Here is a 26,095-nt window from a genome sequence, read left to right on the forward strand (position 1 = left end):
TGGTGTTGCGGCCTTAAGAAGGTAGTTATGCGAAAGTGACAGAGATGTGTCAATAGATTTGGGTTCTGCCGCGTGATACAGAACCCGGAGGATCAGGCAGGATTGGGAATATCAATAAAGGTCACATCAAGGCCATGCTCTGCTGCCAGCCACTCGCCCAGCGCCTGAATGCCGCAGCGTTCGGTGGCATGATGACCCGCGGCAAAAAAGTGCAGACCCTGCTCACGTGCGCTGTGAATCGTCTGTTCTGACACTTCGCCAGTAATAAAAGCGTCTACCCCAAAGCCAGCCGCAGCGTCTATAAATCCTTGCCCACCGCCGCTGCACCAGGCTACACGACGAATTGCAGCAGGTGCCTTATCACCGCAGTGCAGCGGTTGACGCCCTAATACCTCGGTAATACGCTGTGCCAGCTGCTCACCGGTAATGGGCTGAGCGAACTCGCCCCACGGCACCAGCGGCATGATCTCGCCTACCACATCGATCCCCAACAGCCTGGCCAGTTGCGCGTTATTCCCTAACTGCGGGTGCGCATCGAGCGGCAGGTGCCAACCATAGAGGTTGATATCGTTAGCCAAAAGGGTGCGCAGCCGCTGGCGCTTCATCCCTTTAATGACCGCAGGCTCGCTTTTCCAGAAATAACCATGATGGACCAGCACGGCATCGGCCTGGCGGGCCACCGCTTCATCCAGTAATGCCTGGCAGGCGGTCACGCCCGTAATCACCGTTTTTACCCTGGCACGGCCTTCAACCTGAAGGCCGTTCGGTGCATAGTCGCTGAAGGCAGCGGTATTGAGCTGCTGGTTGACGATTTTTTCTAACTCGTAGTGATTCATTTCTGCTCCTTGCCGCCTCAGGCCGCGTTCTTCGCGCGCTCAAAGGCGTCGAGTGTCTTTTTACGTGCGTCCTTATGTTCCACGATTGGCGCCGGATAATCGAGTTTCTTGTTATTTTTCTGCGCCCATTGGTGAGGCTGATGGATATCGCTGTCAGGCACCTCTTTCAACTCTGGCAGATAGCGGCGAATAAACTCCCCCTCTTTATCGAAGCGCTCGCCCTGCGTGGTCGGGTTGAAAATGCGGAAATAAGGCGCGGCATCGGTGCCGGTTGACGCCGCCCATTGCCAGCCGCCATTGTTGGCAGCCAGGTCGCCATCGATCAACTGCTGCATGAAGTACCGCTCGCCCTCTCGCCAGTCGATAAGCAGGTCTTTCACCAGAAAGCTGGCGGTAATCATGCGAAGTCGATTGTGCATCCAGCCGATGGTCTGCATCTGACGCATGGCGGCATCCACAATGGGATAACCGGTTTTCCCCGCCTTCCAGGCGTCGAAGTGCGCACTGTTACGTTGCCACGCCACGTTGCGTGTCCAGTGAACAAAAGGCTGATGTTTGCACAAGCGCGGATGTGCCACGATGAGGTGACGGTAAAATTCACGCCATATCAGTTCGTTGATCCATACGGCAGCCGGACTGCTCTCCAGCGCTTTAGGTTGTTCATGTAGGATTCGATGCAGGCATTGCCGTGGCGAGAGCACGCCGGTAGAGAGATAGACCGATAAACGACTGGTGCTGTCCAGCGCGGGCAAATCGCGCTGCTTTGCGTAATCGAGCACCGCCTGTTTGGCAAACTCACGTAACCGCTTAACGGCCGCCTGTTCACCGGGCGGAAACAGCGACGTGTCGATATCCGCTTTTGGATAATCAAAAGGCGGAAGGCTTTTTGGCTCTTTAAGCGGCGCACCTTCACGGGCTTTGGGAGCCGGCACACACTCGGGTAAACCCTGTTGTAGCCGCCGTAAGAAGGCCTTGCTGAACGGCGTAAACACTTTATACATCTCGCCATCGCCGGTTTGAATACTGCCCGGTGGCAGCAGCAGGCTGTCATCAAAGCCCTGGCAGACTACGTTCGCCTCATGCAGGCGTTTTTCTGCGCTGGCATCCCGTTCACGCTCATTGACTTCGTACTGGTAATTGTAGAAAAGCTTATCGACCTGCTGCTTTTGGCAGAAGCCGACCAGAAAATCGATGCTGGCCGCGAAATCATCACACTGATGAAAGTGAAGCGGAATGCCCCGCTCCGCGAGTGAGGACTGCAGCATATCCAGACTCTGATGAATAAATGCGACCTGGCGGGCCGCCATCTCATGTTGCTGCCACTGCCCGGGCGTTGCGATAAACAGCGCAATCACCCTGGCATCGGGTTGGGTGCACGCCGCGTGCAGCGCCAGATTATCGTTAATACGCAGGTCGTTTCGCAGCCAGACTAAATGCGTGGTCATAGTACTCCTGAATCATTGTCCGTATCGCAGGCGCAGGGCTTCGGGGTAAGGATCGAAGTAACGCTGCTGCGTCAGCCAGGGGTGCGGATATTCCGCCATATAGTGCTTAAGAATCGTAATGGGTGCTAACAGCGGTTGCGTTCCCTGCCGGTAGCAGTCAATCAGCGACGTCAGCTCTTTGCGCTGAGGAGAGCTTAACTGACTACGGAAATAACCCTGAACGTGCATCAAAACGTTAGTGTGATTCGTACGGGACGCGGGCTGTGACATCAAATCCATCAGTCGGCTGCGGTATTCAAAGGCAAAAGCCTCCAACGATTCCCACTGGTTCATTGAGGCAACAAACGGCCCCAGCTCACGGTATTTCTTCTGAGAATGCGCCAACAGCAGCAGCTTGTAGCGGCTGTGAAAAGCCATCAGGTTGTGACGAGTCAGGCCCTGTTTCCACATCTGATTAAACTCATGCAGGGCACAAATCCGGCCAATAAAATTTTCGCGCAGGGTGGGATCGTTAAGGCGACCATCTTCTTCAAGCGGTAGCCAGGGCATTTCACGCTGCAAAAAGGCGGTAAAAATGCCGGTGCCTGCTTTGCGGTTATTGTTGGTGGCGGGTTCATAAATCCTGACCCGTTCCATGCCGCAGCTGGGTGATTTTGCGCACAGGATGTAGCCACAAAGATGATGAAGGGATTTAACGCGGTTTTCGGACCAGTCGCGCATTTTATCGGTGATGTCCTCTCCGCCCTCTTTACTGAAACACAGGTGCAGAGCATCATCATCGCCCATTTTAACGAGGCGTAAGGCCGGGCGAGGCGTAGGAAGGCCAATCGCCATTTCGGGGCAGACAGGTTCAAAACGTACAAAAGGGGTGAGTTGATCAGTAGCGAAAGCCAGGCGCTTATGGCCGCCATCAAATCTGACGCTCTCACCAAGCAGACAAGCGCTGATTCCAACCGGAATTTTCTCACTCATACTTGTACAACCTCCGAAAACTTGTAGAGGTTTAAGTGTAGCGCAAAATAGTGGGGAAATCAGCCTGCGGGGCTTTGCAGATGACGATAATGCTCAAAAAAAGCCCGTTCCCCGTAATAAGATTCAGGGAACGGGCCAGAAATTCAGGGGCTGAGGCGGTTTAATGCAGTCTGATTACCAAAAGACACCGGCAGCGGCTTCAGACTGTGCCAGCCAGACCGGCTTGGTGCTGGTTTTGCACCACATACGATGCAGATAGCTGTAAAAGCGGGCACGATCCTTGCGAAACAGCATGACCGGCAGAGCCAGCAGGCCCAACAGGATAACCAGCGTACGGCGCAAAATGATTTTATGACGAGAATAAGTCCGGTACATGGATTCCTCCTGACGAAAAGTCGGTTAAATGTGATCTGCGTCCAATATTACGCCTGATTGTGTAATTTTACTACTCATCTGACCACTAAATTTGACGCTTTTTTGTACTGTTAATGACAATCTGAAAATTAGTTACATTTTGGTTAAATAATGGTTTTGACGATGATCTTTAGCGCGATTCGATGGCAACACGGACGAAAGGCTGAAAAGTTGATACAGTGTGTTTTCCCTTTTCAGGCAATGGCAGGATTGGCGTGACCACGGTTTTAATCATTGAAGATGAGAAAGAAATTCGCCGCTTCGTGCGCATCGCGTTGGAAAGCGAAGGCCTGAAGGTTTTCGATGCCGAAACGCTACAACGTGGGTTGATTGAGGCGGCGACGCGAAAACCCGATCTGGTCATTCTCGATCTCGGCCTGCCCGATGGCGATGGCAAAAACTTTATTGGCGAGCTGCGTCAGTGGAGCACGCTGCCCGTGATTGTGCTGTCGGCCCGAATCGACGAACAGGATAAAATTGACGCGCTGGATGCAGGGGCCGACGATTACCTGACGAAACCCTTCGGTATTGGTGAACTGCTGGCACGCGTTCGCGTCGCCTTGCGCCGTCATGCCGGACAACATACCGATCCCAAGGTCAGCTTCGCCGACGTTACCGTGGATATTGCGGCCCGCAGAGTGTTGCGCGCTGGCGAGGAAGTGCACCTTACGCCGATAGAGTTTCGTTTGCTGACGACGCTGCTGAACAACGCGGGCAAAGTGCTGACCCAGCGGCAGCTGTTGAGCCAGGTGTGGGGACCAAACGCCGTTGAACACAGCCACTATCTGCGGATCTATATGGGGCACCTGCGGCAAAAGCTGGAGGCGAATCCTACCCAGCCGGTACATCTGCTCACGGAAACCGGCATCGGCTACCGGTTTATGCCATAAAAAAAAGCGCCACTAAGGCGCTTTTTTCATTTAACAGGCAAATCAGGCGTTTTTCAGCACTTCGCTGACAATCTCTACCGCTTCTTTTTCTATCTGCGCGCGGTGTTCTGCGCCCAGGAAACTTTCACAATAGATTTTGTATGCATCTTCGGTGCCTGAAGGACGGGCCGCAAACCAGCCGTTTTCCGTCATCACTTTCAGGCCGCCGATAGACGCGCCATTGCCCGGCGCAGCGGTCAGACGCGCGGTGATCGGATCGCCCGCCAGCGTGTCAGCACTCACCATTTCAGGTGACAGCTTAGACAGCGCCGCTTTCTGTGCCGAACTGGCTGACGCCTGCAGGCGATTGTAGCTGGGTGCACCGAAACGCGCGGCCAGCTCATCATAGTGCTCCTGCGGGTTCTTGCCAGTGACCGCGGTAATCTCCGCTGCCAGCAGACACATGATGATCCCGTCTTTATCGGTGGACCAGGGCGTACCGTCAAAGCGCAGGAATGAAGCGCCCGCACTCTCTTCTCCACCGAAGCCAAAGCTGCCGTCGAACAGGCCATCCACGAACCACTTAAAGCCAACCGGCACTTCCACCAGCTTGCGGCCAATGTCGTTAACGACGCGGTCAATCATGGCACTGGACACCAGGGTTTTCCCCACGGCAACGTCTTTGCCCCACTGTGGGCGATGCTGGAACAGATAGTTGATAGCAACGGCCAGATAGTGGTTCGGGTTCATCAGGCCGGCAGGCGTGACGATACCGTGGCGGTCGTAATCGGGATCGTTGCCAAACGCCAGGTCAAATTTGTCCTTATAGGCCAGCAGGCCCGCCATGGCAGATTCGGACGAGCAGTCCATGCGCACCACGCCGTCTTTATCCAGATGCATAAAGCGGAACGTCTGATCAACGGCGTCATTCACCAGGGTCAGATCGAGTTTGTAGTGCTCAGCAATGCGCTGCCAGTAAGCGATGCCGGAACCGCCAAGCGGATCGACGCCGATTTTCAGGCCCGCTTTTTGAATCGCCGGGAAATCGATGATCTGTGAAAGGCCTTCAACATAAGGCTGGATCAAATCTTTCTCAACCACGTGACCGCTGGCCCAGGCCTGGTCCAGTGGCAGACGCTTCACGCCTTTCAGGCCCTCTTTCAACAGCTGATTCGCGCGATCTTCAACCACTTTGGTGACGTTGGTATCGGCAGGGCCACCGTTCGGCGGATTGTATTTAATCCCGCCGTCTTCAGGTGGGTTGTGCGAAGGCGTAATAACGATGCCATCCGCCAGCTGATCGCCCGATTTATTGTGCTCAAGGATGGCGTTTGAAATCGCCGGCGTTGGCGTATAGCCATTGTCCTGTTGAACAATCACGTCTACGCCGTTTGCGGCCAGCACTTCCAGCACGGACAACAGCGCAGGTTCCGAAAGCGCATGCGTATCTTTACCTACGTAGCACGGACCGGTAATCCCGTTCTTTTTACGCTCTTCGGCAATCGCCTGAGCTATCGCCAGGATGTGCTTTTCGTTAAAGCTGTGGCGTCCTGCGCTACCGCGATGGCCTGATGTGCCAAATTTCACCGCATGTTCTGGGTTAGCCACATCGGGCTGCAGGACATAATATTGTGAAGTTAATTGTGCAACGTTAATCAAATCGCTCTGCTGGGCAGGCTGCCCGGCACGGGGGTGATTGGCCATTGGCGCTTCTCCCTGACGCTTCAGTTTAAATGGTGCCGCAAACTTTCTCTGCCAGCTCCGACGGGAACTGCATCGACAGCATAATGTGTTCAACCATGCTGCGTTTGCGACCGGTATTGGTATTGGTAATAACCCAGTACGGCGTGCCGGGAACGTGCTTCGGCTTGGTATGGGTACCGCTTTGCAGCAACGTATGTTCATCGCCCGCGAAATAGATGCGCGTGCGGCCCTGCAGCGACGTTGTCGCCTCGGCAAACGCTGCGGTATCCAGACGATAGAGCGTTGACAAGATTAGCATAAAGCGGTTAACCGCCCGCTTCTGCTCCGCATATTCATCCGACAGCATTAGCTCACGCACTGCGCGAACACGATCCTGAGGGCGCGATTCATTACCTGCCGACGGTGCCGCTTTAGACGGGGCCGGTGCGGAGACGGGCTGCGTGTCATTGACCGCCGCGGGCTGACCGGCAGTAAACTTCAGCATACGGCGCAGAATATCGGATGCACTTTCGCCAATGTGTTGCGTGTGGCTGGCAATATAACGGTAGAGCTCTTCGTCAACTTCGATCGTTTTCATCTTATTCCGTACGGTTTTTTTACTCACGACAGAACCCGCGATTTTCTGAATACCCCGAGCTGCTGATCGGCATTTCAAAAAGGAGGCAGGTTCTAACATGAAGATTATAAAGTTAAATTCAGACAGGCTGATAGCATTCAAACGGTTTATGGGCAAAAGTCAGAATATGTCCTAATGCCGCCGGAAGCAGCGCGCCTGAAAAGGTGAAACCATGATAACCTAAGCTCAGGTCTCACACTTAAGAACTTTGCTATGATTTTGAATGCGCGCCTGCAAACTGAACAATCTTCTTCTGATTCCACACCTGTCCTGCTGATTCATGGTCTGTTTGGCAGTCTTGATAACCTTGGCATTCTGGCCCGAGGGCTTAAAGACGATCGACCGCTTATTCAGGTTGATGTGCGCAACCACGGGCTATCGCCGCGCGCAGACGAGATGAACTACAGGGTGATGGCTCAGGACATGCTGGATACGCTGGATGCTCAGGGGATTGAGCGGATCGCGGTCATTGGTCATTCCATGGGCGGTAAGATCGCCATGACAATGAGCGCGCTGGCACCAGAACGTATCGAACAGATGGTGATGATCGACATCGCGCCCGTTGACTATCAGACACGTCGGCATGACGAGATTTTCGCCGCTATCCGGGCCGTCACGGCCGCTGGCGTCACCTTGCGCACTGAAGCCGCAGAGATCATGCGCAACCATATTGATGAGGACGGCGTCATTCAGTTCATCCTGAAATCATTCAGTCAGGGCGAATGGCGCTTTAATGTCCCGGTGTTATGGGACAACTATGCGCTGATCTCCGGCTGGCAGGAGGTGCCTGCCTGGCCACATCCCGCGCTGTTTATTCGCGGTGGCGACTCACCTTATCTGGATAATCAGTATCGTGACGCGTTACTCAGGCAGTTCCCGGCCGCGCATGCACATGTGATCGGTGGTGCTGGTCACTGGGTCCATGCTGAAAAACCTGATGCCGTTTTACGCAGTATTCGACGCTTTTTTGCGCTTTAAAACATCTTAACTGGCTGTAAAAGTTTAAGATTGGCGTCCGCGGTTAGCCTGGAGTATGATGGCGCGCTAAATTTTTGCCGTGGGCGCGGTTGCCCGCGGGAAGAGTCAATACTTTAATCTGCGCAGCGGAAACGTCTCGTTCGCGCCCACTCAGTTGTACTAAGTCATGGCAAAAGAACACACTGACCGTACGACGCTCGATCTGTTCGCTAACGAGCGTCGCCCTGGTCGCCCAAAAACCAGTCCGCTTACGCGTGATGAACAACTGCGTATCAACAAACGCAATCAACTGAAACGTGACAAAGGGCGCGGACTTCGTCGTGTCGAACTCAAAATGAACAGTGAAGCCGTTGAAGCGCTGAATATGCTGGCTGAGCAGCGCAATCTCAGCCGCAGCGAATTAATTGAACAAATGCTGCTGGCACAACTCAAACTGGACTCACGCGGGTAAACCGCACACAGAAACAAATGTCGCGGCTTTACACATTCCGCCCTTTTGCGCGGTCTGCTATCATTTGCTGAACAGGCTCCGGCATTCATTCTATCATCAGGATTTAAGAGGTTATTTTACCCATGGCAATCGTAGGCATCTTCTTTGGCAGCGATACCGGTAACACCGAAAACATTGCAAAAATGATCCAGAAACAACTGGGTAAAGACGTTGCAGAAGTTCACGACATCGCGAAAAGCACTAAAGAAGACTTAGAAGCCTTTGACATTCTGCTGCTGGGCATCCCCACCTGGTATTACGGTGAAGCCCAGTGCGACTGGGATGACTTCTTCCCGACGCTGGAAGAGATCGACTTTAACGGCAAGCTGGTTGCGCTGTTTGGCTGTGGCGATCAGGAAGATTACGCAGAGTACTTCTGTGATGCCATGGGAACCATTCGTGACATCATCGAACCTAACGGCGCCATCATCGTGGGCCACTGGCCGACCGAGGGTTACCACTTCGAAGCGTCAAAAGGCCTGGCTGATGACAACCACTTCCTGGGTCTGGCTATTGATGAAGATCGCCAGCCAGAGCTGACCAACGAACGCGTTGATAAATGGGTTAAGCAAATTTTTGATGAGCTGCAGCTCAAAGAAATCATTGAAGCCTGATCGCGCTGAGCTCAGTGTGGACGCAGGTTCACACTGAGCAAACGGCTTTTCCTATAAAAATAATAGCTACATTTTTGTAACTTTCCCCATTTAATCTGTAGAATACCCGCATCGATCATCTGCTTATTTCCCAGGAACTGAGATGACAAAACGCGAAATGCGACTCGTCCGCTTTCCATGCCATGCGCAGCGAACATCGCCGCTGGCGCATCGCAAGGACATCGGTTTTCATTTCAGCGCATCAGTTCTATAATGAGACGCAAATGAGAATGGCGGTCGATCGACATACAGGCTACGTGCCACAAGAGTGACTAAAGTAACAGGACAATATCCGCATGACTGACAACAATACCGCATTAAAGAAGGCTGGCCTGAAAGTCACATTGCCCAGACTCAAAATTCTGGAAGTGCTTCAGGAACCTGCATGCCATCACGTCAGCGCGGAAGATCTGTATAAACGCCTGATCGACATGGGCGAAGAGATTGGACTGGCCACGGTCTACCGTGTGCTTAACCAGTTCGACGATGCAGGCATCGTGACCCGCCACAACTTTGAAGGCGGTAAATCGGTGTTTGAGCTGACGCAGCAGCACCATCACGACCACCTGATCTGTCTGGATTGCGGTAAAGTGATTGAATTTAGTGACGAATCCATTGAGACGCGTCAACGTGAAATCGCGACCCGTCATGGTATTAAGCTCACCAACCACAGCCTGTACCTGTACGGTCACTGTGCACTGGGCGACTGCCGTGAAGACGAAACGCTGCACGACAAATAAGCGCTTTCGGGTATAAAGTAAAAAAGCCGATGTTCACATCGGCTTTTTTATTGCTGTCGCTCAGGTCACGAGCGTTTCCTGCAGGTAGCGCCAGCGTGGAACAGAGGTGGTGCAGTCCAGAATCGCCAGCGAAATACGGCTTTTATTTTCACCATTCATCATCTGCAGTTCGCGATACTGAATCGTCACTTCGTTCGCATGCTCAGAAAGAATTACATGCTCACTGGTCGCAATGCGCATCCCTTCCCTTGCCCCCTGCAGTCGTCGAAAAAGATCTTCAACCTGATCCAGGTTCAGCTGTTTTCCCTGCGGCGTGACCATCTTAAAATCGGGATGAAAGTGCGAGAGCAGCAGATGAAAACTGTCGCTACCATCCCGACCATGATTAAAAATATGTTCAATAAGCTGATGTAACACGACAACGCTATGTTTGGCTTCCTGTGCAAAAAGTGTCATTTTTTCCTTTTAAACCCACAAACTGATACTTCAGAGGGTTAGCGTACCTGAAAAAAAAGAATTAACACTGGGAAATTTATTAAAAAAATTAAACTGAGAGCGGTTCCACAAAAATAAAATTAATACTCTGACTCTGCTCAGGAGAAACGTCGGTACTAAAAAAAATCGCCGCAATAAAAAAGGGCGATAAGTCGCCCTTTCGATTACCCTGCGGTCAACATCACAGAGAAATTATTCGCCGATTTTCGCCCAGGTATCGCGTAAACCTACCGTGCGGTTAAACACTAACTGTGAAGGGGTTGAATAAACGCTGTCGGCACAGAAGTAGCCTTCGCGCTCAAACTGGTAGGGCGCGCTGGCCACCGCATCACGCAGGCCGGGTTCAACAAAGCCCTGTTTGACCTCCAGCGAGTCGGGATTAATCGTGGTCAGGAAATCGTCTGCCGCGCCAGGATTGGGTACGCTAAACAGGCGATCGTAAAGACGGAACTCAGCGGGCAGCGCATGTTCAGCGGACACCCAGTGAATCACGCCTTTAACTTTACGGCCGTCAGCAGGATCTTTGCTCAGCGTATCCACATCACAGGTGCAGTAGATGCAGGTGATATTGCCTTCTTCATCTTTCGCGATACGCTCGGCTCGGATCACGTACGCATTACGCAGGCGCACCTCTTTACCCAGCACCAGGCGTTTATACTGCTTGTTAGCTTCTTCACGGAAATCGGCCCGATCGATCCAGATTTCGCGGCTGAACGGCACGTCGCGCGTCCCCATCTCCGGTTTGTTAGGATGGTTCGGCATGCTAAGCACTTCGTTATGGCCTGCCGGCAGGTTTTCCAGCACCAGCTTAACCGGATCCAACACCGCCATCGCGCGTGGCGCATTTTCATTGAGATCGTCGCGGATACAAGACTCCAGCGAGGCCATTTCAACAATGTTGTCCTGCTTGGTAATACCAATACGCCGGCAAAACTCACGGATTGAGGCCGCGGTATAACCACGGCGACGCAGGCCGGACACGGTTAACATACGGGGATCGTCCCAGCCTTCCACATGCTTCTCACTGACCAGCTGCGTGAGTTTGCGTTTTGACATCACCGCATATTCAAGATTCAGGCGCGAAAATTCGTACTGACGTGGATGAACCGGAATCGTGATGTTGTCCAGCACCCAGTCATACAGACGGCGGTTATCCTGGAACTCCAGTGTACAGAGTGAATGCGTAATGCCTTCCAGCGCATCGGAAATGCAGTGGGTAAAATCGTACATCGGGTAGATGCACCATTTGTTGCCGGTTTGATGATGTTCAGCAAACTTAATGCGGTACAGCACCGGGTCGCGCATAACGATAAAGCTGGAAGCCATATCAATTTTTGCACGCAGACAGGCTTTACCTTCTGCAAATTCACCGTTGCGCATTTTTTCAAACAGGGCAAGGTTCTCTTCCACGCTGCGATCGCGGTATGGGCTGTTTTTACCCGGCGCGGTTAACGTTCCCCGGTATTCACGAATTTCTTCAGGGGTCAGTTCATCAACATAGGCAAGTCCCTTTCCGATCAGTTCAACCGCATACTGGTAAAGCTGATCAAAATAGTCAGATGAATAACGAACGTCGCCACTCCACGAAAAACCCAACCACTGCACATCACGCTTGATGGACTCAACAAATTCCATATCCTCTTTAACCGGATTGGTATCGTCAAAACGCAGATTGCACTCGCCCTGATAGTCTTGTGCAATACCAAAATTCAGGCAGATTGATTTAGCATGACCGATGTGCAGATAACCATTTGGCTCTGGCGGGAAACGGGTATGCACACTGCTGTGCTTCCCGCTCGCCAAATCCTCGTCAATAATCTGACGAATAAAGTTAGTTGGGCGGGCTTCAGCCTCACTCATCTCAAAATCCTCAACGCGTAGAAAGGGTGGTTTATACCACGTAATATCCGGGTATGATCCACAAAGCGTTGCAGAGAAACAACCGTTTGTTGGGCGTTTAAAATAAAAAAGGCAGGAATCGCTTCCTGCCTTTTATTGTTGATACAGCGAATTAGCCTTTAATTTCATACAGCGGGGTTTCACCCGCGATCACCTGGCCCTGCGTCAACAGCGTTAATCCTGCGAAGTCTTCAATATTGCTGACCACCACCGGACTTATCATCGAGCGGGCATGGGCGTTGAGATAGTCAAGATCCATCTCCAGCACCGGCTGACCTGCCGTGACCTGAGCGCCCTCTTCCACTAAACGGGTAAAGCCCTGACCGCCCAGCGCCACGGTATCCAGCCCCATGTGCACCACGATCTCCACCCCGTTTTCACTTTCCAGGCAGAACGCATGGTTAGTGTTAAAGATTTTCACCACGGTGCCCGCAATGGGGGCCACAACGCGCTTGTCGCTGGGTTTGATTGCTACACCGTCGCCGACCGCTTTACTGGCAAAAGCCTCATCCGGTACGGCATCCAGCGGCACAATTTCACCGCTTACGGGCGCCACTAAGGTCGCGATAACGCGTTTTTCACTGTTTAACACAGCCTGAGGTTTCACGTCGCTGGCCGCAGCGGGTGCGCTGGCGGTGCTGGCGGTAGCGGCTGCAACCGGGCCTTTCACCAACACTTTTTTCATGGCCATGGCGATACTTTCAGCCTGTGTGCCGACGATTATCTGAACGCTCTGCTTGTTCAGGCGGATGACACCTGAGGCACCCAGGCGTTTCGCCACGCCTTCATTAACCTGCCCGGCATCCTTCACATTCAGACGCAAACGCGTAATGCAGGCATCGATCGCGGTTAAGTTGTCTGAACCGCCCACCGCGCCAATGTAACGACGCGCCAGAGATTCGGTCGCGCTCTCACCGTTGTCGGTAGTATCCACATTCACGTCATAACCATCGGTTTCATCGCCAGCAACCGCCAGCTCACGGCCCGGCGTCATCAGGTTGAATTTTTTGATGGTGAAACGGAACACAACATAGTAGATAACGAAGAACACCAGCCCTTGCGGAATCAGCATGTACCAGTGCGTCGCCAGGGGATTGCGGGATGAGAGCACCATGTCCACCAGCCCCGCGCTGAAACCAAAGCCGGCAATCCAATGCATGCTGGCAGCAATAAACACAGACAGACCGGTCAACACAGCATGGATGACATAGAGTACCGGTGCCACGAACATAAAGGAAAATTCCAGTGGTTCGGTAATGCCGGTAAAGAAGGCTGCAAAAGCCGCCGCCAACATGATCCCGCCGACCTTCGCCCGATTTTCAGGACGAGCACAATGGTAAATCGCCAGCGCTGCGCCGGGTAAACCGAACATCATGATAGGGAAGAAGCCCGCCTGATAACGGCCCGTGATGCCCGGAATAGCGGTGCCATTCGCCAGCGACTGTGCACCGCCGAGGAATTTAGGAATATCGTTGATGCCCGCGACGTCGAACCAGAACACGGAGTTCAGCGCATGATGTAAGCCTACCGGAATAAGCAATCGGTTGAAGAAGGCATAGACGCCAGCCCCTACCGATCCCAGCTTCTGGATATGCTCACCAAAGCTCACCAGACCATTAAAGATGACTGGCCAGATATACATCAGGATGAACGCGACCAGAATCATCAGGAACGAGACCAGAATCGGGACCAGACGACGGCCGCTGAAGAACGAGAACGCTTTGGGCAGTTCAACATGGCTAAAGCGGTTGTAGACTTCGGCTGACAGAACCCCAACCAGAATACCGACAAACTGATTGCTGATTTTCCCAAAGGCCGCAGGGACGTCAGCCACCGGTATTTTCTGAATCATCGCCACGGCGGCAGGCGAACACAACGTCGTCACGACCAGGAAACCAACAAAGCCGGTGAGTGCGGCCGCGCCGTCTTTATCTTTTGACATACCGTACGCCACGCCAATCGCGAACAGCACTGACATGTTTTCAATGATCGCGCCACCGGATTTAATCAGCAGGGCGGCAAAGGCATTACCCGCGCCCCAGCTGTCCGGATCGATCCAGTAGCCGATCCCCATAAGTATTGCTGCAGCAGGCAAAGTGGCGACCGGCACCATCAGCGCCCGTCCCACTCGTTGTAAATAACTTAACATTGACCCTTCCCCCTATGAACTGACTCTGTAGCTATGCTGCCGCTTAATGTTGTTATGTCAGCAGCAAGCCTCTTACGGCATTACACTCAATGCTGTGGAGTGTAATAACAATTTAATTCGCTTCACAAATTAATAGCTACTATCTGTGACAATTATCACCATAAATCGATTTTTAAGGTCACTCTCACTGGCTATAAAGGCAAACTTATTTTATGATGCGAAATATCAAGATGTGCGCTTTCTAACACCCTTTGCGCCTGCCACTTCAGGCCTGACCCGCGTAATAGCTGCACGTCTGACCGTTAACTCACATTCGAGGTGCAATATGAGACTGATTCCTTTATCCACCCCAACTCAGGTCGGCAAATGGGCGGCACGCCATATCGTCAATCGCATCAATGCGTTTAATCCCCGTGCTGACAAGCCTTTTATCCTGGGACTGCCCACGGGCGGAACACCGCTGGAAGCCTATAAACACCTGATTGACATGCACAAAGCGGGCCAGGTCAGCTTTAAACATGTCGTGACCTTTAACATGGACGAATACGTTGGCTTGCCGAAAGAGCATCCGGAAAGCTATCACAGCTTTATGTACCGCAATTTCTTCGACCACGTTGATATCCAACCAGAAAATATCAATTTACTGAATGGTAATGCGCCAGATATTGACGCAGAATGTCGCCGTTATGAAGATAAAATTCGGACACTGGGTAAAATTCACCTGTTTATGGGCGGCGTTGGTAACGATGGGCATATCGCGTTTAATGAACCCGCCTCATCTCTGTCTTCACGCACCCGGATTAAAACCCTGACGCACGACACGCGCGTAGCGAACTCGCGTTTTTTCAACGGTGATGTGGATCAGGTACCCAAATACGCGCTGACAGTCGGTGTTGGTACGCTGCTGGATGCCGAAGAAGTCATGATCCTGGTCACCGGGCACGTAAAAGCCCAGGCGTTGCAGGCTGCTGTTGAAGGGAACGTGAACCATATGTGGACGATTAGCTGCCTGCAGCTTCATCCTAAATCCGTGGTGGTCTGTGATGAGCCTGCCACCATGGAGCTAAAAGTAAAAACGGTGAAATACTTCCGTGAAATGGAAGCGGAAAATATGCAGGGCGTTTAACACAATCATTTCGTCACCTGCGGTTAGACGCGTTAACGGCAGGCAAGCCGGGAGAACAAGATGTACGCATTAGTGAACGGCCGTATCTACAGCGGCGATGACATTTTCGATCATCATGCTGTCGTCATCGCTGACGGCAAAATTGAGCGGGTTTGCTCTCTGGCAGCCTTGCCGCCAGAAATAGAACAGCAGGATGTTGGGGGCGCGATTATCGCACCCGGCTTTATTGACCTGCAGCTTAACGGCTGTGGAGGCGTGCAGTTTAATGACGATATCCATGCCATCAGCGTGGAAACGCTGGAAACCATGCACCGCGCCAATGTTAAATCCGGCTGCACCAGCTTTCTGCCAACGCTGATTACCAGCAGTGACGAACTCATGGTGCGCGCCGTCGAAACAATGCGCGCCTTTTTGCAGAAGTATCCCCACTTTCTGCTGGGATTACATCTGGAAGGTCCGTGGCTGAACGTCGCCAAAAAAGGCACCCATAACCCTGCCCTTATTCGCCAGCCCGATCCGAAGATGGTCGATTTCCTGTGTGAGAACGCGGATGTGATTAGCAAGGTCACACTGGCGCCAGAAAGCGTCGGAAGCGCCGTGATTCGCCAACTCAGCGACGCCGGTATTGTGGTGTCTGCGGGTCATTCCAATGCCACCTTCGAAGAAGCCAAAGCGGGTTTTGCCGCCGGCATCACCTTTGCGACGCACCTTTATAATGCCATGCCGGCCTTTGCTGGGCGTGAGCCGGGCCTAATCGGTGCGCTGTTTGATGCGCCTGATGTATACTGCGGCATCATTGCGGATGGTTTACACGTTCATTACGCTAACGTTCGTAATGCCAAACGCATTAAGGGTGACAAGCTGGTCCTGGTAACCGATGCCACTGCGCCCGCAGGTGCCACAATCGATAAGTTTATTTTTGCTGGTAAAACAATATATTATCGTGATGGACTCTGTGTTGATGAACATGGCACGCTGAGCGGTTCAGCACTGACGATGATCGAAGCCGTGCAAAACAGCGTTGAACATGCAGGCATTCCACTGGATGAAGCGCTGCGCATGGCATCACTTTATCCGGCACGGGCAATGGGCGTAGAAAAACAGTCAGGCACTATCCAGGCAGGAAAACTCGCCAATCTGACCGTATTTACACGCGACTTTAAAATTATTAAGACGTTAGTCAATGGAGATAACGTCCTGAGCGAGTAAGCACTGAATGACTACTGGCGGCCAGACACAAATTGGAAATGTCGATCTTGTCAAACAACTGAACAGCGCAGCCGTCTACCGGTTAATCGACCAACAGGGACCGATTTCGCGCATTCAGATTGCGGATCTGAGCCAACTCGCGCCCGCCAGTGTCACCAAAATTACCCGCCAGCTTATTGAGCGCGGCCTGATCAAAGAGGTGGACCAGCAGGCGTCCACCGGCGGACGCCGCGCGATCTCCATCGTCACTGAAACCCGTCACTTTCACACTATCGGCGTGCGCCTCGGCCGCAACGATGCGACCTTAACGCTGTTCGATTTAAGCGGCAAATCACTGGCTCAGCAGGATTATCCCCTGCCGCAAACCACGCAGGACACGCTGGAGCAGGCGCTGTTCGATGCCGTTGCGCATTTTATTGAGCAGAGCGAAGCGAAAATTCGTGAGCTAATAGCCATTTCGGTGATTCTGCCTGGCCTGGTCGATCCGCATAATGGCGTTATCCGTTATATGCCGCACATTACGGTGGACCAGTGGCCTCTGGTGGCCAACCTGAAAAAACGCTTTAAGGTGACCAGCTTTGTGGGTCATGACATTCGCAGTCTGGCGCTGGCAGAGCACTATTTTGGCGCAACCCGTGATTGTGCTGATTCCATATTAGTGCGACTGCATCGGGGAACGGGCGCAGGGATTATTGCCAACGGACAAATATTCCTGGGCAGTAATGGCAACGTGGGTGAAATCGGCCATATTCAGGTCGATCCGCTCGGGGAACGCTGCCATTGCGGTAACTTTGGCTGCCTTGAAACCATCGCGGCGAATGGCGCCATTGAACAGCGCGTCAGAGAGCTGTTGAATAAAGGCTACCCCAGCATATTGACTCAGGATGCCTGCCAGATGCCGCACATCTGTCAGGCGGCGAACCAGGGCGATGCGCTGGCAAGTGAAGTTGTCGAATACGTGGGTCGCTATCTGGGTAAAGCCATTGCTATCGCCATTAACCTGTTTAATCCGCAAAAAATTGTGTTGGCCGGCGAAATTACGGAAGCTGAACGCGTGTTGCTCCCGGCCATAGAAAGTTGCATTAATACCCAGGCGCTGGCGGCCTTCCGTAAACATCTGCCGGTGGTGCGTTCACAACTCGATCACCGCTCCGCGATTGGGGCCTTTGCCCTGGCAAAACGGGCGATGTTAAACGGCATTCTGCTGCAACAACTTTTAGAAGACTAAGCGCGGCCTTACTCAGCGCGGCGCGTATCGGAACCCCTTTATGACGATTAAAAATGTAATTTGTGATATCGATGGCGTGCTGATGCACGACAATACCGCAGTGCCCGGCGCGAAAGAATTTTTGCAGCGCATCCTGGCGAAAGACATGCCATTGGTGGTGCTGACCAATTATCCTTCACAAACGGCGCGTGATTTGGCAAACCGTTTTTCCTCAGCGGGAATCGACATACCGGATTCGGTGTTTTACACCTCAGCCATGGCCACCGCGGACTTTTTACGCCGCCAGGAAGGCAAAAAAGCCTATGTCATTGGCGAAGGTGCGCTGGTACACGAGCTGTATAAAGCCGGTTTTACCATCACTGACGTTAACCCGGATTTCGTTATCGTCGGGGAAACCCGCTCATTCAACTGGGACATGATGCACAAGGCCGCTTTCTTTGTGGCAAACGGCGCGCGGTTCATTGCAACCAATCCCGATACGCATGCCCGGGGCTTTGTGCCCGCCTGTGGCGCACTGTGTGCCGGTATTGAAAAGATTTCAGGTCGCAGGCCATTTTACGTTGGCAAGCCCAGCCCCTACATCATGCGCGCCGCGCTGAACAAGATGCAGGCCCATTCAGAGGAAACGGTTATCGTGGGCGATAATCTTCGTACCGATATCCTCGCTGGTTTTCAGGCCGGTCTGGAAACGATTCTGGTGCTTTCTGGCGTATCCACGCTTACCGACATTGATGCGATGCCTTTCCGTCCTGACTGGATTTTCCCGTCTGTTGCCGATATCGACCTCTTTTGATTCATTTCTCTTATGACGCACTGCCAGATTCTGTGGTGCGTCTCACCTTTATGGCTCTCTGCGCCCGTTATCCTCGCTCAAAAAGCGTGCTGAAATTTCATTTCATTGCCGATTCAACAATAAAAGTCCAATTCTGTTAGATAAAATTCAATATACCTCGCCACACAACAACATTTTCATCAGCAAAATACGATTCCTCTTGCATTGGGGACCGTAAATAACGCATTTTCTTATACATCACGCAGCCACAGGCTGCCGGACAAACGTAAAATTACATCGCCGCAGGTGAGTTCAGGAGTCAGATATGTGTTCTATTTTTGGTGTGCTGGATCTGAAAAGCGATCCCGTTGAGTTACGTAAAAAAGCATTGGAAAGCTCACGTTTGATGCGTCACCGTGGGCCGGACTGGTCAGGCGTTTACGCCGATGACCACGCCATTCTTGCTCATGAGCGCCTCTCAATTGTTGACGTGAACAACGGTGCACAGCCGCTGTATAACGCTGACCACACCCACGTACTGGCAGTCAATGGTGAGATCTACAACCATCAGGCCCTGCGCGCAAAATTAAGCGATCGCTACGCGTTTCAGACCGGTTCTGACTGCGAAGTGATTCTGGCGCTGTACCAGGAGAAAGGTGTCGATTTTCTTGACGAACTGGAAGGCATGTTTGCCTTCATCCTGTATGACAGCGTCAAAGGCACCTATCTGATTGGCCGTGACCATATCGGTATCATCCCGCTGTATATGGGCAACGATGAGCACGGTAACCTGTTTGTCGCCTCAGAAATGAAAGCGCTGGTGCCAGTGTGCCGTTCAATCAAAGAATTCCCGCCGGGAAGCTACCTTTCCAGCACCGACGGTGAAATTCGTCGTTACTGGCAGCGTGACTGGATGGAATACCAGAACGTTGAGAACAACGTGACTGACGCAGCAGAACTGAAACATGCGCTGGAAGAGTCAGTAAAAAGCCACCTGATGTCCGATGTTCCGTATGGCGTGCTGCTGTCTGGTGGTCTGGACTCGTCAATTATTTCAGCGGTAACCAAACGTTTCGCGGCCAAACGCGTGGAAGATCAGGATAAAAGTGATGCCTGGTGGCCACAGCTGCACTCGTTCGCGGTCGGTCTGGAAGGATCGCCGGATCTGAAAGCGGCCAAACTGGTGGCAGAGCATCTGGGTACGGTGCACCACGAAATTCACTTCACGGTGCAGGAAGGCCTGGATGCGATTCGTGACGTGATCTACCACATTGAAACCTATGATGTGACCACGATTCGCGCCTCCACACCGATGTACCTGATGTCGCGTAAGATTAAAGCCATGGGCATCAAAATGGTGCTGTCGGGCGAAGGGGCTGACGAAGTCTTTGGTGGTTATCTGTATTTCCATAAAGCGCCAAACGCGAAAGAGTTCCATGAGGAGAACGTTCGCAAACTGCTGGCCCTGCATATGTTTGACTGCGCACGCGCCAACAAAGCGATGTCTGCCTGGGGCGTTGAAGCACGCGTGCCGTTCCTGGATAAGAAATTCCTGGATGTCGCCATGCGTATTAACCCACAAGACAAGATGTGCGGCAGCAACGGTAAAATGGAAAAACACATTCTGCGTGAATGCTTCTCCTCTTACCTGCCCGAAAGCGTGGCCTGGCGCCAGAAAGAGCAGTTCTCTGACGGCGTGGGTTACAGCTGGATTGACACACTGAAAGAAGTCGCGGCCAAACAAATCAGCGATCAGCAACTGGCGACGGCGCACTTCCGTTTCCCGTATAACACGCCGGGGTCGAAAGAAGCGTACCTGTACCGTGAAATCTTTGAAGAGCTCTTCCCACTGCCGAGCGCTGCCGAGTGCGTACCAGGCGGGCCGTCTGTTGCCTGTTCATCGGCAAAAGCCATCGAGTGGGACGAAGCCTTTAAAAACATGGATGACCCGTCAGGACGTGCCGTAGGCGTTCACCAGTCTGCCTACAAATAAGTGCTATACTGAGTGACAATATGGGCCGTATACGGCCCATCTTTTTTGTTATTGCCGTTGTATTCACTGAAAAATTGCCGAATAAAGCATCACCCTGGTTATAAGCCAGACAAACAGGCGTTTGAAGGCAAAAAACGGCAAAAAACTTGTTGACGCTGTGTAGTCAACTCCGCATAATGCGCCCCGCAACGCCGATGAAGGTTGCGCGAAAAAAAGATGGCTACGTAGCTCAGCTGGTTAGAGCACAGCACTCATAATGCTGGGGTCACAGGTTCGATTCCCGTCGTAGCCACCATCTTTTTTCTGCGGGAGTGGCGAAATTGGTAGACGCACCAGATTTAGGTTCTGGCGCCGCAAGGTGTGCGAGTTCAAGTCTCGCCTCCCGCACCATTTCATGATTCGGCAGCATGGATGGGGTATCGCCAAGCGGTAAGGCACCGGTTTTTGATACCGGCATTCCCTGGTTCGAATCCAGGTACCCCAGCCAATTTCGATGTATCTCGCGGCTGCGAGTGGACGAATGGGATATCGCCAAGCGGTAAGGCACCGGTTTTTGATACCGGCATTCCCTGGTTCGAATCCAGGTATCCCAGCCATCATCGAAAGGCAGTACAATTTGGCTACGTAGCTCAGCTGGTTAGAGCACAGCACTCATAATGCTGGGGTCACAGGTTCGATTCCCGTCGTAGCCACCATTTTCTTGGGGTGTCGCCAAGCGGTAAGGCACTGGTTTCTGATACCAGCATTCCGGGGTTCGAATCCCTGCACCCCAGCCATTTTTAGACAATTTGATTTGACACCATTGGGGTGTCGCCAAGCGGTAAGGCACTGGTTTCTGATACCAGCATTCCGGGGTTCGAATCCCTGCACCCCAGCCAAATTAAACAACAAAGCCCGCTTCTGCGGGCTTTGTTGTTTTTGTCTTTCGGTCAGACAGACCACGCATCACCTCAAGGCAACGCGCAGCCGATGCTTACAATCCCAGTGCGTATCGCAAAACCTGACGCTTCAGCACGCCTGAATGCTCAGCGGCAATGAGTCCCAGATTGCGCACCAGCTTTAGCGGCCCAACCTGGTTACTGAAGGTAAAATAGAACAGGTCCATGCCACTCTGCATCAGCAGGTTATCGTTGCGCCGCTGGCGTTGATAGCGCAGCAGTATGCGTTCGGATGACCAGTCCTCTGCTTTATCGCGCGCCTCAATCAATACGTCCATTAATGCATCGATATCCCGATAGCCCAGATTGACGCCCTGCCCCGCCAGAGGATTAATGGTGTGCGCGGCATCCCCCACCAGCGCCAGCCCTGGCATAACATAGCGCGAGGCGTGACGACGCACCAGCGGGAAGCCCCCGGCTGCATGGGCGTGAAAGCGTCCCAACCGTGCCGGGAAATGCCGGGCAATTTCTTTTTCCAGCTGCGCCATCGGCATAGTCTGTAGCTGACGAATGCGTGCAGCGGAGTCGTACCACACCAGAGAAGCATGGTTGCCAAACAGCGGCAGAAACGCACGCGGCCCCTGCGGCGTAAAATGCTGCCAGGTGGCATCGCCAGCGGGATGTTCACAGGTGACGCTGACCAGCAGACAGGACTGCGCGTAGCGCCAGCCACGAATGCCGATACCGGCCATTTGCCGCACCTGCGAGTTGGCACCATCGGCCCCCACGACTAATGCCGTGCTGACCGCAGCCCCATTGCTCAATGACAGCGTCCAGCCGCCGTTGCAGGGCTGGAGATCGTCCATCGTCGCCGGGCACAGCAGGGTGATCCCGCGCTGTTCCATCTCTTCCCACAGGGCGCGTTGCAACACATTATTTTCAACCATGTAACCGAGTTCAGGCAGCCCCAGCGATTCGGCGTCGAAATTGACCTGCGCCGTTTGCCACTCCCAGGTTTCAAGTTTGCGATAAGGCGCACAGCGCATCGCCTCAACACGTTGCCAGACGTTGAGCTGTTTCAGGAGTGCCACGGAAGAGGATCCGACCGCGGAAATACGCACATCGGGCAGGCTGTGTGGATCAAAAGGAGGTGGCGTTGCCCGCTCTACAACCGCCACACGAAACTGGTGTTGCGTCAGACCACATGCCAGCGCGGCGCCGACCATGCCTCCGCCCACTATCACCACATCAAACCGGTTATCCTGCATAACTTTTTTCCCTCTTATCTGCCGTCACTTTTCAGCGCGGTTGTCTTACGGCAAAGTGTACCGGAAAAATCAGACACGATCAGAAAAGCCCTCAGGCTGGTCACATCCGCAGCAAAGCATTACAATACGCCCCCAGCACTTCACTGCACTGATTTAATGGCTAGCTCGATGACAAAAAAACTGCATATCAAAACCTGGGGATGTCAGATGAATGAGTACGATTCATCTAAGATGTCTGACCTACTGAACAGTACGCACGGCTATACCCTGACAGAGGAAGCCGAAGAGGCGGATATTCTGCTGCTCAACACCTGCTCTATCCGCGAGAAAGCGCAGGAGAAGGTCTTCCACCAGTTGGGGCGCTGGAAAAAACTGAAAGAGCGCAACCCGGATTTGATTATCGGTGTCGGCGGCTGCGTTGCGTCACAGGAAGGCGATCATATTCGCCAGCGTGCGCCGTGCGTGGACATCGTCTTTGGTCCGCAAACCCTGCACCGTCTGCCCGAAATGATTAACACCGTGCGCGGCAGCAAAAGTCCGGTTGTGGATATCAGCTTCCCGGAAATCGAAAAGTTTGACCGCCTGCCTGAACCGCGTGCCGAAGGGCCAACCGCGTTTGTCTCCATCATGGAAGGCTGCAACAAATACTGTACGTTCTGCGTGGTGCCTTATACCCGCGGCGAGGAAGTCAGCCGTCCCTCAGATGATATTCTGCTGGAGATCGCCCAACTGGCCGCACAGGGGGTTCGCGAGGTCAACCTGCTCGGTCAGAACGTCAATGCCTATCGCGGCGCAACCTTCGATGGTGACGTTTGCACCTTTGCTGAGCTGTTGCGTCTGGTCGCGGCCATCGACGGCATTGACCGCATTCGTTTCACCACCAGCCACCCGATTGAATTCACTGATGACATCATTGAGGTCTATCGCGATACGCCAGAGTTGGTGAGCTTCCTGCATCTGCCCGTACAGAGCGGTGCCGACCGTATTCTGACGCTGATGAAGCGTGCGCATACCGCGCTGGAATACAAGGCCATCATTCGCAAACTGCGGGCGGCGCGTCCGGATATTGAAATCAGCTCTGACTTTATCATTGGCTTCCCGGGGGAAACCCAGCAGGACTTTGAACAGACCATGAAGCTGATTGGCGATATCAACTTTGATATGAGCTACAGCTTTATCTACTCCGCGCGTCCCGGTACACCGGCGGCAGACCTGCCTGACGACGTCAGCGAAGACGAGAAGAAACAGCGTCTCTATATTCTGCAGGAACGTATCAATCAGCAGGCGATGGCCATCAGCCGTCGTATGATGGGCAGCGTGCAGCGCATTCTGGTCGAGGGCATCTCACGTAAAAACGTGATGGAGCTGACTGGCCGCACCGAAAACAACCGTGTGGTCAACTTTGAAGGGCCCGTGGAGATGATTGGTAAATTTGCCGACGTGGAAATCGTGGACGTTTATACCAACTCACTGCGCGGCAAGCTGGTTCGTACAGAAGAGGAACTGGGCCTGCGTGTGGCGGAAAGCCCGGCGTCCGTTATCGCCCGTACCCGCAAGGAAAACGACATCGGCGTTGGCGTATTCCAGCCCTGATGCTTCGTTTTGTGCGGCGGCCCAGCATTCGCCGCCGCACATTCTGCTGTTTTGCACTTGGTTTATGCCAGTGCCGCCCAAATATCACTTCACAAGCTTGCGCCCCGGCGCTACCGCATAAATAATTTCGTTACGATGCATCCGCTTAACGCGTTTGATGCAGCAGCAAACCCTTTCAACTGGCCCTGAGTGACCCAAAGGATTCGTTTGAATATTGAAACCCGTGAAATCGCCCTTGAACCGGCTGATAACCGCCGTCTGATGAGCCTGTGTGGTCCGTTCGACGATAATGTGAAACAGCTGGAACGTCGTCTCGGCATTGAGATTAATCGCCGTGACAACCAGTTTAAACTGGTTGGTCGGGTGCTGTGTGTGAATGCCGCGGTTGATATCCTGAAAACGCTCTATGTCGATACTGCGCCAGTGCGCGGGGAGATCCCGGATATTGAGCCTGAACAGATTCACCTGGCGATTAAAGAGAGCCGGGTGCTGGAACAAACGGCGGAAAGCGTGCCGGACTATGGTAAGGCGGTCAACATTAAGACCAAACGTGGCGTCATTAAGCCACGTACGCCGAATCAGGCACAGTACATTGCAAATGTTCTCGACCATGACATCACCTTTGGCGTGGGTCCGGCCGGTACGGGTAAAACCTATCTGGCCGTGGCCGCTGCGGTCGATGCGCTGGAGCGTCAGGAGATTCGACGTATCCTGCTGACGCGTCCCGCGGTCGAAGCGGGGGAAAAACTGGGCTTTCTGCCGGGCGACCTGAGTCAGAAAGTGGACCCGTATCTGCGCCCTCTTTATGACGCCCTGTTTGAGATGTTGGGATTCGAAAAGGTCGAGAAACTCATGGAGCGCAACGTCATTGAAGTGGCCCCGCTGGCCTACATGCGCGGCCGTACGCTCAATGACGCCTTCATTATTCTTGATGAAAGTCAGAACACCACTATCGAGCAGATGAAGATGTTTCTGACCCGTATTGGCTTTAACTCTAAAGCGGTCATCACCGGTGACGTGACGCAGATTGACCTGCCGCGCCACACGAAATCCGGTTTACGTCACGCCATTGAGGTGCTGTCTGAAGTGGAAGAGATCAGCTTCAACTTCTTCCACAGCGAGGACGTTGTGCGTCATCCCGTAGTGGCACGCATTGTGACCGCTTATGAAGCCTGGGAAGAAGCCGATCAAAAACGCCGCGATCAGCAAGCGGAAGAGCGTAAACGTGATGCCCTTGCGGCTCAGCACAGCGCCCAGGAGAATTCATGAGCGACGTGATCCTCGATCTGCAGCTGGCCTGCGAGCAGACCGATAATTTACCGACTGAAAGCCAGTTTCAACGCTGGCTGGAAGCGGCGGTAACGCCCTTCCAGCCAGAAAGTGAAGTGACCATTCGTCTGGTGGATGAAGCCGAAAGTCATGAACTTAATCTGACCTATCGGGGCAAAGATAAACCGACCAATGTGCTGTCATTTCCCTTTGAAGCCCCGCCCGGCATTGAATTACCGCTGTTAGGCGATCTGATCATTTGTCGTCAGGTCGTTGAGCAGGAAGCGCAGGAGCAGGGAAAAACCCCAGAAGCCCACTGGGCGCACATGGTGATCCATGGCACGCTGCATCTGTTGGGTTATGATCACATTGAAGACAGTGAAGCCGAAGAGATGGAAGGTATTGAGACAGAGATAATGCTTGCTCTTGGTTATCCTGATCCGTACATTTCGGAGAAAGAAAACACCTGAGTATCTGATTCAGGCCACCCTGCTGCTGG

Annotated in this window: 23 protein-coding genes and 7 tRNA genes; 20 read left to right on the forward strand and 10 right to left on the reverse strand. The window is 53.1% G+C overall.

The genetic code is table 11. The features are described 5' to 3' along the window. Positions 1 to 92: 92 nt before the first annotated feature. The 4 genes from AAIE03_RS11985 to AAIE03_RS12000 all read right to left on the reverse strand — a co-directional run bounded on the left by AAIE03_RS11985 (position 93) and on the right by AAIE03_RS12000 (position 3,628). A complete protein-coding gene (locus AAIE03_RS11985) occupies positions 93 to 836 on the reverse strand; it encodes a type 2 GTP cyclohydrolase I (protein WP_105082358.1) in 744 nt (247 codons plus the stop codon). Positions 837 to 853: 17 nt separating this feature from the next. After that, positions 854 to 2,281 (reverse strand): deoxyribodipyrimidine photo-lyase, encoded by a 1,428-nt coding sequence (gene phrB / locus AAIE03_RS11990; protein ID WP_014606300.1) that lies wholly within the window; start codon positions 2,279 to 2,281, stop codon positions 854 to 856. 12 nt (positions 2,282 to 2,293) lie between these two features. After that, positions 2,294 to 3,253, reverse strand: a complete 960-nt coding sequence (locus AAIE03_RS11995; RefSeq protein ID WP_013025047.1) for a YbgA family protein — start codon at positions 3,251 to 3,253, stop codon at positions 2,294 to 2,296. 174 nt (positions 3,254 to 3,427) lie between these two features. Next, complete coding sequence (locus AAIE03_RS12000; protein ID WP_013025046.1) at positions 3,428 to 3,628, reverse strand: DUF2517 family protein; 201 nt, start codon at positions 3,626 to 3,628, stop codon at positions 3,428 to 3,430. Between the two features lie 254 nt (positions 3,629 to 3,882). On the opposite strand from AAIE03_RS12000, the gene kdpE reads away from it, so the two are divergent. Further along, positions 3,883 to 4,557 carry a two-component system response regulator KdpE gene (gene kdpE, locus AAIE03_RS12005; protein ID WP_024471152.1) on the forward strand — a complete coding sequence of 225 codons (675 nt, stop codon included), beginning with the start codon at positions 3,883 to 3,885 and terminating at the stop codon, positions 4,555 to 4,557. A gap of 42 nt (positions 4,558 to 4,599) precedes the next feature. Here the strand turns inward: kdpE and pgm are convergent, their stop codons facing one another. After that, positions 4,600 to 6,240, reverse strand: coding sequence for a phosphoglucomutase (alpha-D-glucose-1,6-bisphosphate-dependent) (pgm, locus tag AAIE03_RS12010; RefSeq protein WP_013025044.1), 1,641 nt, complete (start codon positions 6,238 to 6,240; stop codon positions 4,600 to 4,602). A 25-nt stretch (positions 6,241 to 6,265) separates the two neighbouring features. Beyond that, positions 6,266 to 6,817, reverse strand: coding sequence for a replication initiation negative regulator SeqA (seqA, locus tag AAIE03_RS12015; RefSeq protein ID WP_019104980.1), 552 nt, complete (start codon positions 6,815 to 6,817; stop codon positions 6,266 to 6,268). A gap of 252 nt (positions 6,818 to 7,069) precedes the next feature. Between seqA and ybfF the strand changes: the two genes are divergently transcribed. From ybfF to fur, 4 genes are all read left to right on the forward strand, one after another. Continuing rightward, a complete protein-coding gene (gene ybfF / locus AAIE03_RS12020; RefSeq protein ID WP_014606303.1) occupies positions 7,070 to 7,834 on the forward strand; it encodes an esterase in 765 nt (254 codons plus the stop codon). Positions 7,835 to 8,000: 166 nt separating this feature from the next. Then, positions 8,001 to 8,285 carry a LexA regulated protein gene (gene ybfE / locus AAIE03_RS12025; RefSeq protein ID WP_013025041.1) on the forward strand — a complete coding sequence of 95 codons (285 nt, stop codon included), beginning with the start codon at positions 8,001 to 8,003 and terminating at the stop codon, positions 8,283 to 8,285. A gap of 122 nt (positions 8,286 to 8,407) precedes the next feature. After that, entirely contained in the window at positions 8,408 to 8,938 is a 531-nt protein-coding gene (gene fldA, locus AAIE03_RS12030; protein WP_006118431.1) for a flavodoxin FldA, read from the forward strand. Between the two features lie 335 nt (positions 8,939 to 9,273). Then, complete coding sequence (fur, locus tag AAIE03_RS12035; protein WP_013025040.1) at positions 9,274 to 9,717, forward strand: ferric iron uptake transcriptional regulator; 444 nt, start codon at positions 9,274 to 9,276, stop codon at positions 9,715 to 9,717. Between the two features lie 60 nt (positions 9,718 to 9,777). Here the strand turns inward: fur and AAIE03_RS12040 are convergent, their stop codons facing one another. From AAIE03_RS12040 to nagE, 3 genes are all read right to left on the reverse strand, one after another. Beyond that, positions 9,778 to 10,173, reverse strand: coding sequence for a hypothetical protein (locus AAIE03_RS12040; RefSeq protein WP_015700747.1), 396 nt, complete (start codon positions 10,171 to 10,173; stop codon positions 9,778 to 9,780). Positions 10,174 to 10,404: 231 nt separating this feature from the next. Then, positions 10,405 to 12,072: a glutamine--tRNA ligase gene (gene glnS / locus AAIE03_RS12045; protein ID WP_014606305.1), complete on the reverse strand. Its 1,668-nt coding sequence runs from the start codon at positions 12,070 to 12,072 to the stop codon at positions 10,405 to 10,407. Between the two features lie 151 nt (positions 12,073 to 12,223). Then, a complete protein-coding gene (nagE, locus tag AAIE03_RS12050; RefSeq protein WP_014593180.1) occupies positions 12,224 to 14,260 on the reverse strand; it encodes an N-acetylglucosamine-specific PTS transporter subunit IIBC in 2,037 nt (678 codons plus the stop codon). A gap of 325 nt (positions 14,261 to 14,585) precedes the next feature. On the opposite strand from nagE, the gene nagB reads away from it, so the two are divergent. The 12 genes from nagB (at position 14,586) to AAIE03_RS12110 (ending at position 21,466) form a co-directional block, all read left to right on the forward strand. Then, a complete protein-coding gene (gene nagB / locus AAIE03_RS12055) occupies positions 14,586 to 15,386 on the forward strand; it encodes a glucosamine-6-phosphate deaminase (protein ID WP_014593179.1) in 801 nt (266 codons plus the stop codon). Between the two features lie 60 nt (positions 15,387 to 15,446). Continuing rightward, a complete protein-coding gene (nagA, locus tag AAIE03_RS12060; RefSeq protein WP_014593178.1) occupies positions 15,447 to 16,595 on the forward strand; it encodes an N-acetylglucosamine-6-phosphate deacetylase in 1,149 nt (382 codons plus the stop codon). Positions 16,596 to 16,602: 7 nt separating this feature from the next. Next, positions 16,603 to 17,823, forward strand: coding sequence for a DNA-binding transcriptional regulator NagC (nagC, locus tag AAIE03_RS12065; protein ID WP_014593177.1), 1,221 nt, complete (start codon positions 16,603 to 16,605; stop codon positions 17,821 to 17,823). Positions 17,824 to 17,863: 40 nt separating this feature from the next. Continuing rightward, positions 17,864 to 18,616 carry an HAD-IIA family hydrolase gene (locus tag AAIE03_RS12070; RefSeq protein WP_013025033.1) on the forward strand — a complete coding sequence of 251 codons (753 nt, stop codon included), beginning with the start codon at positions 17,864 to 17,866 and terminating at the stop codon, positions 18,614 to 18,616. Between the two features lie 304 nt (positions 18,617 to 18,920). After that, the gene (gene asnB, locus AAIE03_RS12075) at positions 18,921 to 20,588 is read left to right on the forward strand and encodes an asparagine synthase B (protein ID WP_013025032.1); all 1,668 of its coding nucleotides are present in this window, start codon (positions 18,921 to 18,923) and stop codon (positions 20,586 to 20,588) included. A gap of 218 nt (positions 20,589 to 20,806) precedes the next feature. Next, positions 20,807 to 20,883, forward strand: a tRNA-Met gene (locus tag AAIE03_RS12080). Between the two features lie 10 nt (positions 20,884 to 20,893). Further along, a tRNA-Leu gene (locus AAIE03_RS12085) sits at positions 20,894 to 20,978 on the forward strand. Between the two features lie 22 nt (positions 20,979 to 21,000). Continuing rightward, positions 21,001 to 21,075 (forward strand) — tRNA-Gln (locus tag AAIE03_RS12090). A gap of 34 nt (positions 21,076 to 21,109) precedes the next feature. Next, positions 21,110 to 21,184, forward strand: a tRNA-Gln gene (locus AAIE03_RS12095). A gap of 22 nt (positions 21,185 to 21,206) precedes the next feature. Further along, positions 21,207 to 21,283 (forward strand) — tRNA-Met (locus AAIE03_RS12100). Positions 21,284 to 21,289: 6 nt separating this feature from the next. After that, a tRNA-Gln gene (locus tag AAIE03_RS12105) sits at positions 21,290 to 21,364 on the forward strand. A gap of 27 nt (positions 21,365 to 21,391) precedes the next feature. After that, a tRNA-Gln gene (locus AAIE03_RS12110) sits at positions 21,392 to 21,466 on the forward strand. A 95-nt stretch (positions 21,467 to 21,561) separates the two neighbouring features. On the opposite strand, the gene ubiF is transcribed toward AAIE03_RS12110, so the two are convergent. Then, positions 21,562 to 22,734 (reverse strand): 3-demethoxyubiquinol 3-hydroxylase, encoded by a 1,173-nt coding sequence (ubiF, locus tag AAIE03_RS12115; protein WP_014593176.1) that lies wholly within the window; start codon positions 22,732 to 22,734, stop codon positions 21,562 to 21,564. 168 nt (positions 22,735 to 22,902) lie between these two features. Here ubiF and miaB point away from each other — a divergent pair, with 168 nt between their 5' ends. From miaB to ybeY, 3 genes are all read left to right on the forward strand, one after another. After that, positions 22,903 to 24,327 carry a tRNA (N6-isopentenyl adenosine(37)-C2)-methylthiotransferase MiaB gene (gene miaB / locus AAIE03_RS12120; protein ID WP_014606307.1) on the forward strand — a complete coding sequence of 475 codons (1,425 nt, stop codon included), beginning with the start codon at positions 22,903 to 22,905 and terminating at the stop codon, positions 24,325 to 24,327. 207 nt (positions 24,328 to 24,534) lie between these two features. Continuing rightward, on the forward strand, positions 24,535 to 25,596 hold the full coding sequence (locus AAIE03_RS12125) for a PhoH family protein (protein WP_014606308.1): 1,062 nt from the start codon (positions 24,535 to 24,537) through the stop codon (positions 25,594 to 25,596). Then, a complete protein-coding gene (gene ybeY, locus AAIE03_RS12130) occupies positions 25,593 to 26,066 on the forward strand; it encodes an rRNA maturation RNase YbeY (RefSeq protein WP_013025028.1) in 474 nt (157 codons plus the stop codon). Before AAIE03_RS12125 ends, ybeY begins: the two co-directional genes overlap by 4 nt. Positions 26,067 to 26,095 lie beyond the last annotated feature (29 nt).

Source organism: Pantoea sp. Ae19-2 (assembly GCF_059801205.1).

Coding starts and splice junctions, on each gene's coding strand:
- AAIE03_RS11985 (WP_105082358.1), bottom strand. CDS start 836: ATGAATCACTACGAGTTAGAAAAAATCGTCAACCAGCAGCTCAATACC.
- phrB (WP_014606300.1), bottom strand. CDS start 2,281: ATGACCACGCATTTAGTCTGGCTGCGAAACGACCTGCGTATTAACGAT.
- AAIE03_RS11995 (WP_013025047.1), bottom strand. CDS start 3,253: ATGAGTGAGAAAATTCCGGTTGGAATCAGCGCTTGTCTGCTTGGTGAG.
- AAIE03_RS12000 (WP_013025046.1), bottom strand. CDS start 3,628: ATGTACCGGACTTATTCTCGTCATAAAATCATTTTGCGCCGTACGCTG.
- pgm (WP_013025044.1), bottom strand. CDS start 6,240: ATGGCCAATCACCCCCGTGCCGGGCAGCCTGCCCAGCAGAGCGATTTG.
- seqA (WP_019104980.1), bottom strand. CDS start 6,817: ATGAAAACGATCGAAGTTGACGAAGAGCTCTACCGTTATATTGCCAGC.
- ybfF (WP_014606303.1), top strand. CDS start 7,070: ATGATTTTGAATGCGCGCCTGCAAACTGAACAATCTTCTTCTGATTCC.
- ybfE (WP_013025041.1), top strand. CDS start 8,001: ATGGCAAAAGAACACACTGACCGTACGACGCTCGATCTGTTCGCTAAC.
- fldA (WP_006118431.1), top strand. CDS start 8,408: ATGGCAATCGTAGGCATCTTCTTTGGCAGCGATACCGGTAACACCGAA.
- fur (WP_013025040.1), top strand. CDS start 9,274: ATGACTGACAACAATACCGCATTAAAGAAGGCTGGCCTGAAAGTCACA.
- AAIE03_RS12040 (WP_015700747.1), bottom strand. CDS start 10,173: ATGACACTTTTTGCACAGGAAGCCAAACATAGCGTTGTCGTGTTACAT.
- glnS (WP_014606305.1), bottom strand. CDS start 12,072: ATGAGTGAGGCTGAAGCCCGCCCAACTAACTTTATTCGTCAGATTATT.
- nagE (WP_014593180.1), bottom strand. CDS start 14,260: ATGTTAAGTTATTTACAACGAGTGGGACGGGCGCTGATGGTGCCGGTC.
- nagB (WP_014593179.1), top strand. CDS start 14,586: ATGAGACTGATTCCTTTATCCACCCCAACTCAGGTCGGCAAATGGGCG.
- nagA (WP_014593178.1), top strand. CDS start 15,447: ATGTACGCATTAGTGAACGGCCGTATCTACAGCGGCGATGACATTTTC.
- nagC (WP_014593177.1), top strand. CDS start 16,603: ATGACTACTGGCGGCCAGACACAAATTGGAAATGTCGATCTTGTCAAA.
- AAIE03_RS12070 (WP_013025033.1), top strand. CDS start 17,864: ATGACGATTAAAAATGTAATTTGTGATATCGATGGCGTGCTGATGCAC.
- asnB (WP_013025032.1), top strand. CDS start 18,921: ATGTGTTCTATTTTTGGTGTGCTGGATCTGAAAAGCGATCCCGTTGAG.
- ubiF (WP_014593176.1), bottom strand. CDS start 22,734: ATGCAGGATAACCGGTTTGATGTGGTGATAGTGGGCGGAGGCATGGTC.
- miaB (WP_014606307.1), top strand. CDS start 22,903: ATGACAAAAAAACTGCATATCAAAACCTGGGGATGTCAGATGAATGAG.
- ybeY (WP_013025028.1), top strand. CDS start 25,593: ATGAGCGACGTGATCCTCGATCTGCAGCTGGCCTGCGAGCAGACCGAT.